Consider the following 17829-nt stretch of genomic DNA (forward strand, 5'->3'; position numbering starts at 1 on the left):
CCAACGTCAAGGTGTCGGCATGCGGTGCGGGCCGGTTGCGGAAATGGCGGAATCGAGGATAAGCCGGACAAGTGTGGGGTGGAAGACGTCCGGTGTCGACGCGCCGGCGTCATGCTCCGCAGGCTCGTTCGACGCGCCCGGAGGACAGAATGGCGGATGACGATCGCACCAGGATCATCCCGAGGCGGACGCCGGAATCGGCGGCCATGCTGGCCGGCGTCAGGCGGGCGATGGCGCTCACCGCCGCCCTCAACCGCCTGACTTTCGACGATGCGGACGAGGTCCGGGCCCTGTTCAGCGAGCTGACCGGCAGGCCGGTGGATGACGGCTTCCGGCTGATCCCGCCCTTCTACACCACCGGCGGGCCCGACATCACCGTCGGCCGCAATGTCTTCGTGAACCAGAACTGCACCTTCTACGACCTCGGCGGGATCGATATCGCCGACGATGTGATGATCGGGCCGAATGTGAGCCTGATCACCTCCGGCCATCCCCTGGCGCCGTCGCAGCGGCGCGACGCGGTCACCGCGAAGCCGATCGTGATCGGGAGGAATGTCTGGATCGCCGCCGGCGCGATCGTCATCGGCGGCGTCACGGTCGGCGAGGATTCCGTGGTCGCGGCGGGGTCGGTCGTCACCCGGGACGTGCCGCCGGGCAGCCTGGTCGGCGGCAACCCGGCGCGGGTCATCCGCTCGATTGCCGATGGCTGAGGGGATGCCCGGGCATCCCCGTCGCCTTCATTCCGGCCGGCCGCCCCCCATATGAACCGCAAGCTGCTGCCTCTCACCCATGGGGTCCCGACGGCCTGTGCCGCCCACCGAGTCCCTCTCCTTCCATCCCCTCCCCGCCCTGTCGCCCGTGCCGCCACGCCTGGTCGGAGTCGAGGTCGAGTTCACGGGCCCCTCCGCCCGCCGCGCGGCGCGGGCCCTGGCGGCCGGCGCCGGGGGCGAGGTGGTGGCGGAGGATGCGCATGCCTTCGCCGTCCGGCGCAGCGCGCTGGGCGACCTGGCGGTGGAGCTGGACCTGCGCTACGCCCACCCGCAACGGCACGGCATGACCCTGCCGGTGCGCATCGGACCGAAGGCCGCCGCCGGGCTGGGCTGGCTGCTGTCCGGCGCGGTGCCGCGCGAGCTGATCGTGCCGCCGCTCCCGGTCGGCCGGCTGGCCGAGGTCGACCGCCTGCTGGACCTGCTGCGCGCCGCCGGGGCCAAGGGGCGCGGCGCCACCCTGTTCGGCTCGCTGGGCCTGCATTTCAACATCGACGCGCCGGCCGCGGACCTGCCCCGCATCACCGCGGTGATGCTGGCCTTCGGGCTGATGGAGGCGCGGCTGCGGCGGGAGGTCGCGCGGGGGCAACGACGCCTGGAGCGGCACCTGCCGCCGCCCTATCCGCCGGCCTTCCTGCGCCGGATCGCGGCGCCGGGCTACCGGCCCGACCAGGCCGGGCTGATCGACGACTACCTGGCCGCCAACCCGACCCGCGACCGCGGCCTGGACCTGCTGCCGCTGCTGCTGAGCCTGGACCCGGAGCGGGTGCGGGCCCGGCTGCCCTATGAGAAGATCGCGCCCCGCCCGGTCTTCCACTACCGCCTGCCCCAGGCCCATCCCGGCGACCCTGGCTGGAGCGTCGCGCCCGACTGGAACCGCTGGGTGGCGGTGGAGCGGCTGGCGGCCGACGGGGAGCGGCTGGCCGCGGCGGCCCGGGCGTGGCAGGGGCCTGATCGCCTGTCCCCCGCAGGCGAGGCCTTATCCTAACGCCCTCCCCTCGCCGTCATTGCGAGGAGGCGAAGCCGACGAAGCAATCCAGGGGCCGGTTCGCGCTGGCCCTGGATTGCTTCGCTGCGCTCGCAATGACGATGTTGAGAATTCCGAAAGGTCTTGCAAGCGGGAGAGGCTACGCACTCAGCAGTCGACGCCCGCCGTGCCGGAACCGGCAGCCCTACATTCCCGCCCGTCGCGCCTCGATCGCGTCCCACAGCGTGGCCTCGATCTTCACCCCGTCCAGGCGGTTGATCTCGTGGATGCCGGTCGGCGAGGTGACGTTGATCTCGGTCAGGTAGTCGCCGATCACGTCGATGCCGACGAAGATCTGGCCGGTGGCCCGCAGGTCCGGGCCGATGCGGGCGCAGATCTCGCGCTCGCGCTCGGTCAGCGTGGTCTTCTGGGCCCGGCCGCCGACATGCAGGTTGGCGCGCGATTCGCCCTCCGCCGGCATGCGGCTGACCGCGCCCACCGGCTCGCCCTCGACCAGGATGATGCGCTTGTCGCCCTTGCGGATCTCCGGCAGGTAGCGCTGGATCATGATCGGCTCGCGGTACATCCGCTCATAGACCTCGAGCAGCGACACCAGGTTCTCGTCATCCGGCCGGATGCGGAACACGCCGGCGCCGCCATTGCCGTAGAGCGGCTTGACGATGATGTCGCCATGTTCCTGCCGGAAGGCGCGGATCTCGTCGCGGTCGGAGGTGATCAGGGTCGGCGGCATCAGCTCCGGATAATGCGTGACAAGCAGCTTCTCCGGCGCGTTGCGCACCTCCTTCGGGTCGTTCACCACCAGGACGCGGCCGGAGACATGCTCCAAGAGATGTGTCGCGGTGATGTAGCCCATGTCGAAGGGCGGGTCCTGGCGCATCAGGATGACGTCGACGGCGCCGAGATCGACCGTCTCCCACTCGCCGAAGCTGAAATGGGCGCCGCGCACCGCCTGTACCGTCAGCGGCCGGGCCCTGGCGGTCAGCGTGCCGTCGCGCAGGGTCAGCGCCCGCGGCAGGTAGTGCCACAGGCGATGGCCGCGCGCCTGCGCCTCCAGCGCCATGGCGAAGGTCGAATCCCCGCCGATGTCGATCGTCTCGATCGGATCCATCTGGATGGCGACGGCAAGGCCCATGATTGCCCTCAGTTGAGGCTGGTGCGGAAGGACTGGAGCAGGATCGCCGCCTCGTGGCGCTGGGTCTCCGGCTCCCCGGGGGCGGAGACATAGCGGTCGAGCGCGTCGATCGCGGCGCGCATGTTGCCGAGCCGGGCGTAGAGGATGCCGGCCTCGCGCAGCAGCGGCGCGTGCAGGGGGGCGAAGCGGCGCATCGCCTCGATCACCGACAGCGCCTTGCCGAAATCGCCGGCGCGGATGTGGCGAACCTTCAGGTTGTTCTGCAGCCGCAGCAGGATGTCGCGGTCCGACACCGGCTCGTAATGGTCGGGCATCAGCTCGGCCCCGGCGTCGAGCACGGCCTTCAAGAGGTCGCGCAGCTCGCCCGGGCCGCGATTCATCCCGGCATGGAACGGGTCGAGGATGGTGCGGGCGCCGCCGGCGTCGAGCCGGACCAGGAAATGGCTCGGAAAGTTCAGCCCGACCATGGTCCAGCCCTGGGCCCGGGCGACGTGCAGATAGAGGATGCCGAGCGTCACCGGCAGGCCCTTCCGCCGGTCGATCACCCGCATCAGGTTGGCGTTCTGCAGGTCGTCATAGCTGTCGACGTCGCCGGCATAGCCCCAGCGCCGCGCCAGCACGGCGGTCAGCGCCTCGGCCGGGGTCACCCGCTCGGCCTCGCGGGTGACGTCGCCGGTCAGCTGGTCGAGATGGCGGCGATACCAGTCGAACCCGACGCCGCGCGGCCGGTCGAGCGCCGCCAGCGCCAGCGCCGCCTCGGCGAGATCGATGGCGTCGTCCGGCTGAGCGCCGGCGCGGTCGAGTATCGACTGGATCGTCGGGTCCATGATCCTGACTTAGCCCGATACTCGCCGGGATTCCACTACCGATCGACCTGCCACGCATCGGCAATATGGACAGGCCAGCGCCAGGGCCGCACCACCACCAGATCGAAGCGCAGGTCGTGGTCCCGGGCGTAGCGCGGCTGCTGCGCCAGGAACAGGGTCGCGGCCCGCCGCAGGCGCTCGCGCTGGCGCGGCTGCAGCGCCAGCACCCCGGCGGCCAGGTCGGGCCGCGCCTTGACCTCGACGAAGGCCACGACGCGGCCGCGCAATGCCACGATGTCGATCTCGCCGAGCGGCGTCTTCAGCCGCCGCGCCAGGATGCGCCAGCCCTTTGCCCGCAGCAGCCACGCCGCCGCGCGCTCGGCCCGGTGGCCGAAGGCCTCGGCCCGGCGGCGGGACTCGTCGCGGGTCGGGCTAGTCCTCATCGGCGGCGAGGTCGAGCGCCAGGCGGTAGACCTCGCGCTTCGGCTCCCCGGTCGCCGCCGCCACGGCCTCGACCGCGTCGCGCAGGCTCATGGTCGCGAGCGCGCGGCGCAACTGCCCGGCGAGGTCCTCCTCGCTCGGCCGCGCCGCCGCGCCGGGCGGGCCGATGACGATGACGATCTCGCCCTTGGGCGGCCCGGCCTCGGCGTAATGCGCCGCCAGCTCCGGCAGCGGGCCGCGCCGCACCTCCTCGAACAGCTTGGTCAGCTCGCGCGTCACCGCCGCCTCGCGGTCGCCCAGCACCGCGGCCAGGTCGCTCAGGCATTCCGGCAGCCGGTGCGGCGCCTCGAACAGGATCAGCGTGGCGGCGATCGGCGCCAGCTCCTGGAGGAAGGTGCGGCGGGCGGCGGATTTCGGCGGCGGGAATCCCGCGAACAGGAACCGATCCGACGGCAGGCCGGACAGCAAGAGGCCGGTCAGCGGCGCCGAGGCGCCGGGCAGGCAGGTGACCGGCAGCCCCTCGTCCCGCGCCGCCCGCGCCAGCTTGAAGCCGGGATCGGAGATCATCGGCATGCCGGCGTCGGAGACCAGCGCGATGGCCTGGCCCTCGGCCACCCGGCGCAGGATCTGCGGCCGCATCTCGGCGGCGTTGTGCTCGTGATAGGGAATCAGCTTGGTGCCGATGCCGTAGAGCGACAGCAGCTTGCGGGTGGTGCGCGTGTCCTCGCAGGCGATCGCATCGGCGCCGCGGAGCAAATCGAGCGCCCGGAGCGTTATGTCGCCGGCATTGCCGATGGGGACCGCGGTCAGGTACAGGCCGGGTGCCGGTTTACTCGGCGATGCAGCACCGGTAGGGTCGACGGCAGAGGGCCGCCGCTGCCCGGCGCCGGTCGATTGTCGAGAGTGAGGGGGCGTCCGTGACAAGACTTGCGACAGTCGCAGAGGGGTCGATGGGTGGTGGCCGCGAGAAGCTGCGCCGCCTCGTCCGGCTGGCGGGGGCCGCCGCGATGGCCGCGGCACTCGCTGCCTGTGCTCAGTTCCAGACCGTACAGAGGCCGACCCCGATCGCGCAAGCGCCGACGCAGCAGCCGACCGCGCCGAGCCGCCCGAATGACGGGGTGCTGCGGGTCGGGCTGCTGCTGCCGCTGTCCGGCAGCAATGCCGCGCTGGGCGAGGCGATGCAGCGCGCGGCGCAGATGGCCGTGTTCGACACCGGCACCCAGGTCGTGCTGCTGCCGCGCGACAGCGGCGAGAGCGCCAGCGCCGCCGGCCAGGCCGCGCAGGCGGTGATCGCCCAGGGCGCCGACATCATCCTGGGGCCGCTGTTCAGCAAGGCGGTCTCGCCGGTGGCGCAGCAGGCCCGCGCGGCCGGGATCAACGTCGTGTCCTTCAGCACCGACACCGCCCAGGCGGGCGGCAACGTGTTCCTGCTGAGCGTGCTGCAGCAGCAGGCGATCGACCGGATCGTCGGCTACGGCGTCAACCACGGCATGCGCCGCTACGCCTTCCTGGCGCCGGACACGCAGTACGGCCAGCTGATGAGCCGGGCGATGGCCGAGGCGGCGGCCAAGTACGGCGCCGAGGTGCCGGTGGTCGAGCTGTACAACAGCAAGCTGAGCGACCCGACCCCGCTGCAGCAGAAGCTGCAATCCACCCCGGTGGACGCCGTGCTGGTGGCCGATGTCGGCAACCGGCTGAGCGTGGTGGCGCCGATGCTGGGCTATTCCGGCGTCACCGCCAAGCTGATGGGCACGGGCCAGTGGGACGACCCGTCGGTCAACCGCCAGTCCTACCTGGCCGGCGCCTGGTACGCCGCGCCCGACCCGTCGCGCCGCGCCGATTTCGAGAGCCGCTACGCCCAGCAGTTCGGCGCCCCGCCGCCGCGGCTGGCGACGCTCGCCTATGACGCGGTGGCGCTGACCGCGGCGCTGGCGAACCAGCCGGCGGGCGGGGGCAACCCCTTCACCACCACGGCGCTGGAGGATCCCAACGGCTTCGTCGGCATCGACGGCATCTTCCGATTCGGCCCGAACGGACTGGTGCAGCGCGGCCTGGCGGTGCTGGAGGCGCAGCCGGGCGGCCCGACCGTGCTGGAGGCGGCACCGGACAGCTTCTCGGGCGCCGCGTTTTAGGATAGGTACGACACCTCCTCTGGGTAAACAGGCGCCAATGACGCTATTGTGACGTTGTTTCGCCGGGAGATGCCGATGTCGACCGTTCAGCCAAGCCGGCCGAACGAACAGCCGGGCGGGGGCGGGCTGCCCCCCGAGGCCCCCGTCGAGATCGAGCTGAAGCTGCGCGTGGCGCCGGGCGACCTGGACCGGCTGCGCGGCGCCGAGCTTCTGACGCGGATCGCGGCCGGGCCGGGCACCACCCGGTCGCTGACCTCCTTCTACTACGACACGCCGGATTGCGCGCTGCAGCGCCGCGGCGTGACCCTGCGCGTGCGCCGCATCGGCCAGCGCTTCGTCCAGAGCCTGAAGACCGAGCGCCGCGGCGACGGCCTCGCCCGCGGCGAGTGGGAGGTGGCGCTGCCGGCGATGGTGCCGGCGCCGGACGCCTTCGACGACCCGGAGGCGAAGGCCCTGCTGGACGGCGTGCCGGTCGACGCGCTGACCCATCTGTTCACCTCACGCATCCAGCGCGAGACCCGGATCCTGTCGCTGCCGGACGCGGTGGTCGAATGCGCCTTCGACACCGGCACGATCGAGACCCGCGACGCCAGCGACCCGGTGGCGGAGATCGAGCTGGAGCTGAAGGAGGGCCGCGCCGCCGCCCTGTACCGGCTGGCGCTGTCCTTCCTGGACGAGATCCCGCTCAGGGTCAGCGAGGTGACCAAGGCGGAGCGCGGCTATCGCCTGGTGGCGCGCCGCCCGCCCGGGGTGATGTACGACCCGAAGACGCCGCTGGTTTCCGGCATGACGGTGGACGAGGCGATCGCCACCGTGCTGGCGCGCTGCCTGCGCCACTGGACCGCCAATGAGGCGGCGGCGGAGGATGGCGGCAACCCCGGCGGCGTGCACCAGATGCGGGTGGCGCTGCGCCGGCTGCGCTCGGCCCTGACCCTGTTCCGCAAGACCGTGCCCTCGCCCACGCTCGACTGGCTGCGCGACGAGGCGAAATGGCTGGCCAGCGCGCTGGGGCCCGCGCGCGACTGGGACGTCTTCCTCGGCTCCACGGTCGAGCCGCTGGACACGCTGCGGCCGGACGATCCCGGCATCGGCGCCCTGCGCGCCGCGGCGCAGCGCCAGCGCGAGGCCGGCTATGTCGCGGTGCGCCAGGTCCTGGCCGATCCGCGCTGCGCCCGGCTGCACCTGACGCTGGGCGAGTGGCTGGAGCGGCGGGGCTGGCGCGACCACGCCTCGACCCAGACGCTGACCGCGCTGGTCGAGCCGATCGACGGGCTGGCCGGACGGCTGGTGGCCCAGGCGCACCGCAAGGTGGTGACCCGCGGCCGGCACCTGGCCCGGCTGGACCCGCATCAGCGGCATGAGGTGCGGATCGCGCTGAAGCGGCTGCGCTACGCCATGGACTTCTTCCGGCCGCTGTTCGCGGAGAAGCGGGCCAAGCCCTTCGCCACCCAGCTGTCGAAGCTGCAGGACGCGTTCGGCCATCTCAACGACGTCGCCACGGCCGAGGGGCTGCTGCTGCGGCTGACCAACGACACCGCCGACCCGGCGCTGCACCGCGCCGCCGGCATGGTGCTGGGCTGGCACGCCCGCGGCGCCGAATCGACCGAACCGGAGCTGCTGGCGCAGTGGGACGCGTTCCGCGCCGTCAAGCCGTTCTGGACCAAGGAGTGAGAGGCCACCGGGCCTGGAGATGGAGAACGGCATGATTTCCGTGCTCGTCGCGAACACCAAGGGCGGCTGCGGCAAGACCACGATCGCGACGACCCTGGCCTCGGCCTTCGCCGGGCAGGGGCATTTCACTGTCCTGGCCGATGTCGACCGGCAGCATTCCAGCCTGGACTGGGCGAAGCGGCGGCCGGACGGGGCGCCCGCCCTGGCCGGGGCGGACTGGGCGAAGTCGGACTTCGTCGTGCCCAGGGACGCCGAGCGCCTGGTGATCGACGCGCCGGCGGCGCTGAAGATGAAGGATGTCGAGGCGCTGGTGAAGATGGCGGACGTCATCGTCCTGCCGGTGCTGCCCTCGGCCTTCGACGAGGGGGCGACCCGCCGCTTCCTGAACCGGCTGGAGGAGCTGAAGCCGATCCGCAAGAGCCGCGCCGCGGTGGCGGTGGTCGGCAACCGGATGCGGGTGCGGACGCGGGCGGCGGCCCAGCTGGACAGCTTCCTGGGCGGGCTGGGACACACGGTGGTGTCGCGGATCCGCGACAGTGCGGCCTATACCGAGGCTGCGGCGGAAGGCCTCAGCGTGTTCGACCTGCGCGGCCGCCGTGCCGAGGATCTGCGGGAAGACTGGGCGCCGCTGCTGCGCCACATCGAGGAGGCGGGTGCCGCCTGACTGGAGCCGGGGGTTACACGGTGAGAACCGCGTAGCCTCTCCCGCTTGCGGGAGAGGCCGGAGACGCGAAGCGGCTCCGGGTGAGGGGAGTTCGTCGAGGCCTTGGCCAGCCCTCACCCGGTCGCCCTACGGGCGCCCGGCCTCTCCCGCGTCCGGCGGGAGAGGCTACGCGAAGATGCTTGGCATCCAGTTGTTCTTCAGCAGGGCGCGCCGGCCCAACTCAACTGATCGCTCTCTGATACCGCCGCTATAAGACGCGTGGGCTCAATGCCGCGCGGTGTGGTCGCGCAGGACGTCGGCGATGAAGGTGTTGGCCAGGTCGGATGACGCTTCCGGATGGCGCTTGCGGAACGCCTCGAGCGCGGCGTCGCACGCCGTCCATTCATCAGCGCCGGCGGCGCGGCGTGCCTCATAGGCGCTGATGACGATGTCGCTGATCGAAGGAATGGACTGGCCCACGGAACCTCTCCCATTGCGCAATATCGGTGCCTGACGCGGCTAACAATCCGGCGGGTGAAGCTATCAACATTGCACTGCACAAAATGTTCCCTGTCCAGCCGATTCTTCGGGTGAAATCCGGTCAACACACTGTCGAAATCGTGGAAATTTTGAGTAAAGCCCTGTCTTCCAGGCGTATAGGACAATGTCCGAAATGATGAAGCCAAGATCAGGACAAGACCATGTCCGACTTAAGGTTTGCCTAAGGCTTCAGGCGCCAGCCTCTTGCAATCAGCAGGGCTGAGCAGGCCCAGAGCGCGGCGCCGCTGCCGGCCAGGACGGCCAGGCTGCGGCCGATGGATTCGGTTCCCGCACCGCCGAAGGCGATGCGGGCGGCGTCGATCGCGTAATAGACCGGGTTCAGGGCCACCGCCGCCGCCAGCGGCCCCGGCAGCAGCGCCACCGGGGCGAAGACGCCGGACAGGAAGGTGACCGGGATCAGCAGGAAGCCGAAGAAGGCGGCGGCCTGGTCCCATTTCTGCGCCCACAGCCCCACCAGCGTGCCGGCGGCGGCCAAGAGGAAGGCGCCGAGCGCCAGCACCAGGGCCAGCAGCAGCGGGTCGGCGATGCCGGTGCCGGCGGCCAGCAGCAGCGCCACCAGGCAGGGCAGGCCAGTGACCAGGCCGGAGGCGGTGCCGGCCAGGGCGTAGGCGGCCGCCACCTCCCACGCCGCCAGCGGCGGCATCAGGATGTCGCCGACCAGCCGCTCGACCTTGAGGAAGGTCAGGCTGTAGACCGTGGTCTCCGCCGCACGCAGCAGCACGACATAGACCACCAGCCCGGGCGCCAGGAACGGCAGCAGCCCGCCGGGGCCGGCCCAGGCCGCGGCGCCCCCCACATCACCCGTCGGGCCGGCCGCGATGGCGAAGACCGCGACATAGAGCAGGGTGGAGAAGGTCGGGGCCACGACCGTCTCCGGCCAGTCCTTGAGATAGGCCCGGAACTCGCGCCGGAACAGCGTGGCCAGGCCCAGCCAGTGCACCGCGCCGTAGCGCCGGACCGGGCGCGCCGCGCCGGCCGGGCGGGCCGCCCCCGCCGGGCTCGCAGCCCCCGCCGGGATCTTCGTCGTCACGCCTTCAGCTTGTAGCCGGTGGCGAGCATGCGCAGCAGCAGCCCCAGCAGCGCCGCGTTGACGCCGAGCAGCACGGCAACGCCGATCGCCAGCGTGCCGTCGCTGACGCCGATGAAGCCGTAGCGGAACCCGTCGATCATGTAGAAGAACGGGTTGAGATGGGCGATGAAATGCCAGGCTGGCGGCAACCGGTCGAGCGAGTAGAAGGTGCCGGACAGGAAGGCCAGCGGCGTGACCACGAAGTTGGTGACGGCGGCGATGTGGTCGAACTTCTCCGACCAGATGCCGCCGATGGCGCCCAAGAGCGCCAGCATCATCGAGGCGGCGAAGCCGTGGAACAGCACGAAGCCGGGATGGACCGGGTCGACCGGCACGAAGATCCGGATCGCGCCCCAGGTCACCGCCCCGACCAGCAGGCCGCGGATGACGCCGCCGGCGATGTAGCCCACCGCCAGCTCGGCCGGCGCCAAAGGCGGCATCAGCACGTCGACGATGTTGCCCTGGATCTTGGCGATCATCAGCGAGGAGGAGGTGTTGGCGAAGGCATTCTGGGCCATCGCCATCATGATCAGCCCCGGCGCCAGGAACTGCAGGAACGGCACCCCCGCGGCCTGCCGCCCTGCCCCGCCGAGGGCCAGGGCGAAGATGGCATAGAACAGGAGGGTGGTGACCACCGGCGCGGCGATGGTCTGGGTCGCGACCTTGAGGAAGCGGTGGACCTCCTTCGCGGTCAGGGTCCACAGGCCGATCCAGTTGATGCGGCCGATCGGGCGGGGCTGGGGCATGGGCGTTCTGGTGGCGGCGGGCCCGCGACCATAGCCCGCCCCGCCGCGCCCGTCACGCCACCCGGCTCACACCCCCGCCACGATCCGGCCGATCTCGGCGACCACCGGGTTGCGCTGCGCGAAGCTCAGCGACGGCAGCTCGCAATAGGCGGCGACCAGGACCGGGCCGCGATCCGTGGGCCAGGCGACGGCGATGTCGTTGGTGCTGCCCTCCGGGTTGCCGCCGGTGCCGGTCTTGTCGCCGACCAGCCAGCCGGCCGGGAAGCCGGCGCGCAGCCGGGTGTCGCCGGTCTTGTTGGTGATCAGCCAGGCCGCCAGCCGGTGCCGCGAGGCCGCGGACAGCGCATCGCCGAAGACCAGCTTGCGCAGCGTCTCCAGCACCGCCGCCGGCGTGGTGGTGTCGCGCGGGTCGCCCGGCGCGGCATAGGCATTCAGCGTCGGCTCGGTCCGGTCCAGCCGCGAGACCTCGTCGCCGAGCGAGCGCAGGAAGCCGGTGAGGCCGGCCGGGCCGCCGAAGCTGGCCAGCAGCAAGTTGCCGGCGGTGTTGTCGCTGTCGGTCACGGCGGCGTCGCACAGCTCGGCCACCGTCACCCCGGCGCCGCCGACCCGCGGCTCCAGCACCGATTTGCCGACCAGGTCCTTGCGCGCGATCACGATCCGCCGGTCCAGCCGCTCCTGCTTGCGGTCGACACGGGCCAGGACGAAGGCGGCCGCCAGCGCCTTGAAGGTGCTGCACAGGAGGAAGCGCTCATCGGCGCGGTGGCCGATGCGGGCGCCGGTGGCCAGGTTCAGCGCCGCCACGCCCAGGCGACCGCCATGGGCGCGCTCCAGCTCGGCCAGCCGGGCCGCCGCGTCACCGCCGGATTGGGCGGCCGCCGGCAGCGCGGCCAGCGCGGGGACGAGCAGGGAGCCGGCCAGCGCCAGCCGGCGCGATACCAGGATCGTCAATCGAGTCTCCATCATTCGGGGCTGCCGGACAGGCCATCATCGCCGTCCGGTCCGGGCCGGCGCCGGGGTCGCCGGTCGCCGCTGCCCCCTGAATAGGCGGAAGCGATGCCCCTGGCCAAACGAGGAATGCTTGGCATAGACATGAGATAATGTTGGCCATGGAGGGGCGCCCGGATGGATATCTCGCAGATGCCGCTGAACGCCCTGCGGGCCTTCGAGGCGTCAGCCCGGCTGGGCAGCTTCACCCGCGCGGGGCTGGAGCTGCGGGTGACCCAGACCGCCATCAGCCACCAGGTGAAGGGGCTGGAGGATACGCTGGGCGTCACCCTGTTCGAGCGCCTGCCGCGCGGCCTGGCCCTGACCGACGAGGGCATCGCCCTGGTGCCGGTGCTGACCGATGCCTTCCGCCGCATGAGCGCCACGCTGAGCCAACTGGAGGAAGGCAATTTCCAGGAGATCCTGACCGTCGGCGTGGTCGCCACCTTCGCCACCGGCTGGCTGCTGCGGCGGCTGCACGGCTTCCGGCGGCTGCACCCGTCGGTCGACCTGCGGGTCAAGACCAACAACAACCGCGCCGACATGCTGGCCGACGGGCTGGACTGGTTCATCCGCTTCGGCGACGGCGCCTGGCATGGCACCGAGGCGCAGCCGCTGCTGGGCGCGCCGCTGTCCCCGGTCTGCGCCCCGGCCTTGCGCGAGCGCCTGCGCCGCCCGGCCGATCTGGTGCATGAGCAGCTGCTGCGGTCCTACCGGATCGACGAGTGGAGCCTGTGGTTCCGCGCCGCCGGCATCGCGGCGCCGAAGCTGCGCGGCTGGATGTTCGATTCGTCGCTGACGCTGGTGGAGGCGGCGGCGCAGGGGGCTGGGGTGGCGCTGGTGCCGGTCGCCATGTTCGCCGACCCGATCGCGGCCGGCCGGGTGGTGCAGCCCTTCGCCATCGAGGTGCCGGCCGGCACCTACTGGCTGACCCGCCTGAAATCGCGCAGCGAGACCTCGTCGATGCAGGCCTTCCGCCGCTGGCTTGTGGCCGAGATCGGCGGGGCGTGAGAGACCGTTTGGAAACTCTACTCTGGCGGCCATCTGACGCGGTTTTCTGCGCTTCCGGTGCTCACGGACCTCACGTCCGCTGCGCTCCGGTTCTCGAAAACCACGCCAGCTGACTCGCCAGAGCGAATTTCCAAACGGTCTCTGAGCCCCGCCGTCCCGGTGCCGCCTCACCCCGCCGCGGCGGCGGCCTTCGCCTCGCGGCGGCGGCGGTGCAGGATCGGCTCGGTGTAGCCGTTGGGCTGGTCCAGCCCCAGCAGCACCAGGTCCAGCGCCGCCTGGAAGGCGATGCTGCCCTCGAAATCCGGCGCCATCGGGCGGTAGGCCGGGTCGCCGGCATTCTGGCCGTCGACCACCGCCGCCATGCGCCGCATCGTCTCCCGCACCTGCGCCTCGGTGCACAGCCCGTGCTTCAGCCAGTTGGCGATGTGCTGGGACGAGATGCGCAGGGTGGCGCGGTCCTCCATCAGCCCGACATCGTTGATGTCCGGCACCTTGGAGCAGCCGACGCCCTGGTCGATCCAGCGCACGACATAGCCCAGGATGCCCTGGGCGTTGTTGTCCAGATCGCGCTGGATCTCCTCGGCCGACAGGTTGCGGCCGCTCAGCAGCGGCGGGGTCAGGATCGCCTCGAGCTTGGCCTTCGGGCGGGAGCGCAGCTCCTCCTGCCGCGCCGCCACGTCGACCGCGTGGTAATGCGTGGCGTGCAGCACCGCCGCGGTCGGCGACGGCACCCAGGCGGTGCTGGCCCCGGCGCGGGGATGGCCGATCTTGGCGACCAGCATCTCGGCCATGGCGTCGGGCTTGGCCCACATGCCCTTGCCGATCTGCGCCCGGCCCTTCAGCCCGGCGGCCAGGCCCTGGTCGACATTGTTGTCCTCATAGGCCGACAGCCACACGGCGTCCTTGATGTCGCCCTTGGGCAGCACCGGCCCGGCCAGCATGCTGGTGTRGATCTCGTCGCCGGTCCGGTCGAGGAAGCCGGTGTTGATGAACACCAGGCGGTGCCGCACCGCGCGCATGCACGCCTTCAGGTTGACACTGGTCCGCCGCTCCTCGTCCATCACGCCGACCTTCAGCGTGTGGCGCGGCAGGCCCAGCGCATCCTCGACCCGGGCGAACAGCGCGTCGGTCAGCGCCGCCTCGTCGGCCCCGTGCATCTTCGGCTTGACGATGTAGACGCTGCCGGCGCGGCTGTTGCGCGGGCTCGCGGTCTTCTTCAGGTCATGGATGGCGCAGAGCGCGGTGACCAGGGCGTCGAGGAAGCCTTCCGGCACCTCGCGGCCATCCGGGTCCAGCACCGCGTCGGTGGTCATCAGGTGGCCGACATTGCGGACCAGCATCAGGCTGCGGCCCGGCAGGGTCAGGGTGCCGCCGCCGACCGCGGTATAGGTCCGGTCCTCGGCCAGCCGGCGGGTCATGGTCTTGCCGCCCTTGGCGAAGGTCTCGGCCAGGTCGCCCTTCATCAGCCCGAGCCAGTTGCGGTAGACCGCGACCTTGTCCTCGGCATCCACCGCCGCGACCGAATCCTCGCAGTCCTGGATGGTGGTGATCGCCGCCTCCAGCACCACGTCCTTGACGCCCGACGGGTTGTCGGCGCCGATCGGGTGCGACCGGTCGATCTGCAGCTCGACATGCAGCCCGTGATGGCGGAACAGCAGGCTGCGCTTGTCGTCCTCGCCGGCATAGCCGACCAGCTGCGCCGGATCGGCCAGGGCGGTGGTGCTGCCGTTGTCCAGCACGACCTCCAGCCCCGCCGCCGCGCCCGTCGTCAGGCGGTATTCCTTGACCTCGGCATGGCGGCCGGCGGCCAGCGGGATCGCACCGTCCAGGAATTTCGCCGCCTCGGCGATCACCGCCTGGCCGCGCTTGCGGTTGAAGCCGGCGCCGGGCGCCAGGTCGCCGGCCTGCGGTATGGCGTCGGTGCCGTACAGCGCGTCGTACAGGCTGCCCCAGCGGGCATTGGCCGCGTTCAGGGCGAAGCGGCCGTTCATCACCGGCACCACCAGCTGCGGCCCGGCGATGGTGGCGATCTCCGGGTCGACATTCGCGGTGTCGATGGCGAAGTCCGGCCCTTCCTCCCGCAGATAGCCGATGCCGGCCAGGAACGCACGGTACTCGGCCGGGTCCAGGGCCTGGCCGCGCCGCTCCTGGTGCCAGGCGTCGATCTGCTGCTGCAGCCGGTCGCGCTCCGCCAGCAGCGCCCGGTTGACCGGGCCCAGCTCCGCCACGATCGTGGCGAAGCGCTGCCAGAGGGCGTCGGGGTCGATGCCGGTGCCGGGGGCGATCTCGGTCTCGACCAGATCCGCCAGGGACGAGGCCACCCTTAAGGTGTGCCGGGAAACATAGGAGGTCATATGCAGCGCCGTGGTTGAAGGGCCATGATCATCCGGCTAGTCGAACGGAAGCGGGCGGTCCAGCGCGCCTTGGGGAGTTTCCCGCAATGCGGAAAACGCCGGTCCGGTGCTATGAAGAGTGTACAGCCATCGGTGCGGCAGCGTCCCGCCTCAGGTCGGGTGGAGTCATGAGAGAGAGGCGATCGGCGCCGGCCAGGGCGGAGGGCACACCCAGATCGGGCAGCGTGCAGTCGGTGGAGCGGGCGCTGTCGCTGCTCGAGGCGCTGGGCGAGGATGAGGAGGGCACGCGGCTGACCGACCTGGCGCAGCGCACCGGCCTGTCGCCCTCGACCGTGCACCGCCTGCTGACGACGCTGGAGCAGCGGCGCTTCGTGCAGTTCGACCCGTCGGACGGGATGTGGCACATGGGCCGGCAGGCGTTCGCGGTGGGGGCCGCCTTCGTGCGGCAGCGCAACTTCGTCGCCCCCGCCCTGCCCTTCCTGCGCCGGCTGCGCGACCAGACGCGGGAGACCGCCAATCTCGGCGTGGTCGATGACGGTGAGGTGGTGTGCCTGACCCAGATCGAGAGCCGCGAGATCATGCGCGCCATCACCCGGGTCGGCGGCCGGGCGCCGATGGCCTCCTCCGGCATGGGCAAGGCGATCCTGTCGACCTATTCCGAGGCCGATGTGGCGGCGATCGTCGCCCGGCACGGCCTGCCGAAGCTGACGCCGCGGTCGCTAACTGGCGCCGGCGCCCTGGCGGACGAGCTGGTGCGGGTACGGATGCGCGGCTATGCGGTCGACGACGAGGAGTTCGTCACCGGGCTGCGCTGCGTGGCGGCGGTGGTGCATGACGCGCAGGGCGAGGCGCTGTGCGCGATCTCGGTCTCCGGCCTCGCCACCCGCCTGACGCCCGACCGGGCGGCGGTGCTGGGGCCGCTGCTGCGTGACACCGCACGGGAACTGACGCGCACCCTGGGCGGGCGCGCGCCAGACCCGGCGGGATAGTCCTCTCAGACGGCCTTCAGATTCTCGGCCGATGACTTGTTGCGCCGCGGATCCATCTGCTCCTCATAGGAGATCTTCTGGCCCTCGTTGAGGCCGCGCAGACCGGCGCGCTCGACGGCGGAGATGTGGACGAAGACGTCCGGGCCGCCGTTCTCCGGCTGGATGAACCCGAAGCCCTTGGTGCTGTTGAACCATTTCACGGTGCCGATCGGCATCGCCTGCCTCCCAGGAAAGATGGCGCCGCGCAACAGCGCGCGGCGCGTCAGTCGGTCGCCGGGAAGGCTGCGTCCAGGACCGCGATTGCGGCCGGCCGGCCATCCGAACCGGAGTGACCACGCTATGATGGAGCCGGTTTCGTCCCAATGGCAAGACCAACAGCACTTGATCGCCCTGATATCGCGGCCGACTGGCGACAACAGGAGGCCCTTCCTTTTGCTCCGCTCAATATTGAATAATTCATGGTTCAATCAATACTGGCCGCATTGATATTTGACGATCTTCAGCGATTTTGTGAAATTTTTCACGTCAATGCATGATTGATCCAAGGTCCGGAGAGCTTGAATGACGACCATCGCGGCGTCCTCAGCCCGGTTGGCTGCTGGGTCTCTCCAGCAGGCCGCCGATCGAGCTGCGCAGCCGGCCCAGGAAGTGCTCGACGACGGTGATGGACGGGCCGGCGATCTCGACATTGATCCGGCGCTTGTCGGCGGGATCGATGCTCTTGCGCAGATAGCTCCGCTTCGCCAGCTCGTCGATCCGGCGGACGGTGGTGGAATAGGGCGCGTCGATCAGGCCGCACAGCTCGCTGACCGACACGCCGCCCCGCCCCGCCAACCGGCTGCGGTGCAGATACATCAGGATCTGGACATATTCGACGCTGACGAACTCGTCGCCCAGCGCGCCGGCGAGCGATTTGATGATGTCGAGCGAGGCGTCGACCAGGGCAACGGGGTTGTCGGTCATGGCAGCACGTCCATGGCTGGCGGTGGCGGTCTCGGCCGGGGCTTCCTGGTGCAGGCTCAGCATCTCCGCATGCTGGGCCACGATCTCCTGGCTGAGGTCGGCCATCCGGTCGAGGGTGGAATCGAGCCGCCCCATGCGGCGGCGGAAGCCGGCCAGGAAGACGATGTTGCGCCGGATCAGCATCCGGATCGCCGCCTCCCCGAGGCCGTGGTCATAGGCGCTGTGGCCCACCAGGTCGAAGGCGAGATCGCTGGCGCCGAGCAGGGCCCGGTCGCCGATGACGAGCAGCTTGCGCGCGCCGCCGCGCAGCGTGCCGAGGACGCGGCGGGCGAAGGCGACATCCACCGGACCGGGCAGCGAGCTGAGATAGACCAGGACCAGGTCCGGCTCGAGCGAGCGGATCTGAGGCATGTAGTCGCCGGCGATCGGCAGTTCGAACAGATCCGCCAGCGGGCGGATCTCGCCGCGCACGAGGTCGAGATCCTGCGGCCGCGCGCCGTACAGCACCGCCAGGGTCAGCTTGCCCCGCGTCGCTGTACCGGGGCCGATGTCCTGATGGTCACCCATGGAGG

Annotated in this window: 18 protein-coding genes; 7 read left to right on the plus strand and 11 right to left on the minus strand. The window is 71.1% G+C overall.

Annotated elements, in window-relative coordinates; all coding sequences use genetic code 11:
* Positions 1 to 149: 149 nt before the first annotated feature.
* Together BWR60_RS15965 and BWR60_RS15970 are read left to right on the plus strand one after the other, a co-directional pair.
* On the plus strand, positions 150 to 710 hold the full coding sequence (locus BWR60_RS15965) for a sugar O-acetyltransferase (protein WP_088152015.1): 561 nt from the start codon (positions 150 to 152) through the stop codon (positions 708 to 710).
* 97 nt (positions 711 to 807) lie between these two features.
* Positions 808 to 1755, plus strand: a complete 948-nt coding sequence (locus BWR60_RS15970; protein ID WP_218823527.1) for an amidoligase family protein — start codon at positions 808 to 810, stop codon at positions 1753 to 1755.
* Positions 1756 to 1939: 184 nt separating this feature from the next.
* Here the strand turns inward: BWR60_RS15970 and gshB are convergent, their stop codons facing one another.
* The 4 genes from gshB to rsmI are packed head-to-tail and all read right to left on the minus strand — an operon-like array spanning position 1940 to position 5058.
* Positions 1940 to 2887 (minus strand): glutathione synthase, encoded by a 948-nt coding sequence (gene gshB / locus BWR60_RS15975; protein ID WP_088152017.1) that lies wholly within the window; start codon positions 2885 to 2887, stop codon positions 1940 to 1942.
* Positions 2888 to 2895: 8 nt separating this feature from the next.
* A complete protein-coding gene (locus tag BWR60_RS15980; RefSeq protein ID WP_088152018.1) occupies positions 2896 to 3714 on the minus strand; it encodes a SirB1 family protein in 819 nt (272 codons plus the stop codon).
* A 35-nt stretch (positions 3715 to 3749) separates the two neighbouring features.
* A complete protein-coding gene (locus BWR60_RS15985) occupies positions 3750 to 4136 on the minus strand; it encodes a YraN family protein (protein WP_088152019.1) in 387 nt (128 codons plus the stop codon).
* Positions 4126 to 5058 carry a 16S rRNA (cytidine(1402)-2'-O)-methyltransferase gene (rsmI, locus tag BWR60_RS15990; protein WP_144445636.1) on the minus strand — a complete coding sequence of 311 codons (933 nt, stop codon included), beginning with the start codon at positions 5056 to 5058 and terminating at the stop codon, positions 4126 to 4128. Before rsmI ends, BWR60_RS15985 begins: the two co-directional genes overlap by 11 nt.
* 26 nt (positions 5059 to 5084) lie before the next feature.
* Between rsmI and BWR60_RS15995 the strand changes: the two genes are divergently transcribed.
* From BWR60_RS15995 to BWR60_RS16005, 3 genes are all read left to right on the plus strand, one after another.
* On the plus strand, positions 5085 to 6266 hold the full coding sequence (locus BWR60_RS15995) for a penicillin-binding protein activator (RefSeq protein ID WP_088152020.1): 1182 nt from the start codon (positions 5085 to 5087) through the stop codon (positions 6264 to 6266).
* A gap of 75 nt (positions 6267 to 6341) precedes the next feature.
* The gene (locus tag BWR60_RS16000; protein WP_179221793.1) at positions 6342 to 7937 is read left to right on the plus strand and encodes a CYTH and CHAD domain-containing protein; all 1596 of its coding nucleotides are present in this window, start codon (positions 6342 to 6344) and stop codon (positions 7935 to 7937) included.
* Positions 7938 to 7968: 31 nt separating this feature from the next.
* Positions 7969 to 8601 (plus strand): AAA family ATPase, encoded by a 633-nt coding sequence (locus BWR60_RS16005; RefSeq protein ID WP_088152095.1) that lies wholly within the window; start codon positions 7969 to 7971, stop codon positions 8599 to 8601.
* A 264-nt stretch (positions 8602 to 8865) separates the two neighbouring features.
* On the opposite strand, the gene BWR60_RS16010 is transcribed toward BWR60_RS16005, so the two are convergent.
* The 4 genes from BWR60_RS16010 to bla all read right to left on the minus strand — a co-directional run bounded on the left by BWR60_RS16010 (position 8866) and on the right by bla (position 11904).
* Positions 8866 to 9060 carry a hypothetical protein gene (locus BWR60_RS16010; protein ID WP_088152022.1) on the minus strand — a complete coding sequence of 65 codons (195 nt, stop codon included), beginning with the start codon at positions 9058 to 9060 and terminating at the stop codon, positions 8866 to 8868.
* Between the two features lie 241 nt (positions 9061 to 9301).
* Positions 9302 to 10171, minus strand: a complete 870-nt coding sequence (locus BWR60_RS16015) for an ABC transporter permease (protein ID WP_088152023.1) — start codon at positions 10169 to 10171, stop codon at positions 9302 to 9304.
* Positions 10168 to 10956 carry an ABC transporter permease gene (locus BWR60_RS16020; protein ID WP_088152024.1) on the minus strand — a complete coding sequence of 263 codons (789 nt, stop codon included), beginning with the start codon at positions 10954 to 10956 and terminating at the stop codon, positions 10168 to 10170. The genes BWR60_RS16015 and BWR60_RS16020 overlap by 4 nt, the downstream gene beginning before the upstream one ends.
* Positions 10957 to 11022: 66 nt before the next feature.
* On the minus strand, positions 11023 to 11904 hold the full coding sequence (bla, locus tag BWR60_RS16025; protein WP_088152025.1) for a class A beta-lactamase: 882 nt from the start codon (positions 11902 to 11904) through the stop codon (positions 11023 to 11025).
* 174 nt (positions 11905 to 12078) lie between these two features.
* On the opposite strand from bla, the gene BWR60_RS16030 reads away from it, so the two are divergent.
* Positions 12079 to 12951, plus strand: coding sequence for a LysR family transcriptional regulator (locus BWR60_RS16030; RefSeq protein ID WP_088152026.1), 873 nt, complete (start codon positions 12079 to 12081; stop codon positions 12949 to 12951).
* 167 nt (positions 12952 to 13118) lie between these two features.
* Here BWR60_RS16030 and BWR60_RS16035 read toward each other — a convergent pair whose 3' ends face one another.
* Positions 13119 to 15305 carry a malate synthase G gene (locus BWR60_RS16035; RefSeq protein WP_088152027.1) on the minus strand — a complete coding sequence of 729 codons (2187 nt, stop codon included), beginning with the start codon at positions 15303 to 15305 and terminating at the stop codon, positions 13119 to 13121.
* 224 nt (positions 15306 to 15529) lie between these two features.
* Between BWR60_RS16035 and BWR60_RS16040 the strand changes: the two genes are divergently transcribed.
* The gene (locus BWR60_RS16040) at positions 15530 to 16294 is read left to right on the plus strand and encodes an IclR family transcriptional regulator (RefSeq protein ID WP_218823528.1); all 765 of its coding nucleotides are present in this window, start codon (positions 15530 to 15532) and stop codon (positions 16292 to 16294) included.
* A gap of 5 nt (positions 16295 to 16299) precedes the next feature.
* On the opposite strand, the gene BWR60_RS16045 is transcribed toward BWR60_RS16040, so the two are convergent.
* On the minus strand, positions 16300 to 16509 hold the full coding sequence (locus BWR60_RS16045) for a cold-shock protein (protein ID WP_034832428.1): 210 nt from the start codon (positions 16507 to 16509) through the stop codon (positions 16300 to 16302).
* 367 nt (positions 16510 to 16876) lie between these two features.
* Entirely contained in the window at positions 16877 to 17824 is a 948-nt protein-coding gene (locus tag BWR60_RS16050; protein ID WP_088152029.1) for a MarR family transcriptional regulator, read from the minus strand.
* Positions 17825 to 17829 lie beyond the last annotated feature (5 nt).

This window comes from Inquilinus limosus (assembly GCF_002195995.1).
Classification (GTDB): domain Bacteria; phylum Pseudomonadota; class Alphaproteobacteria; order DSM-16000; family Inquilinaceae; genus Inquilinus; species Inquilinus limosus_C.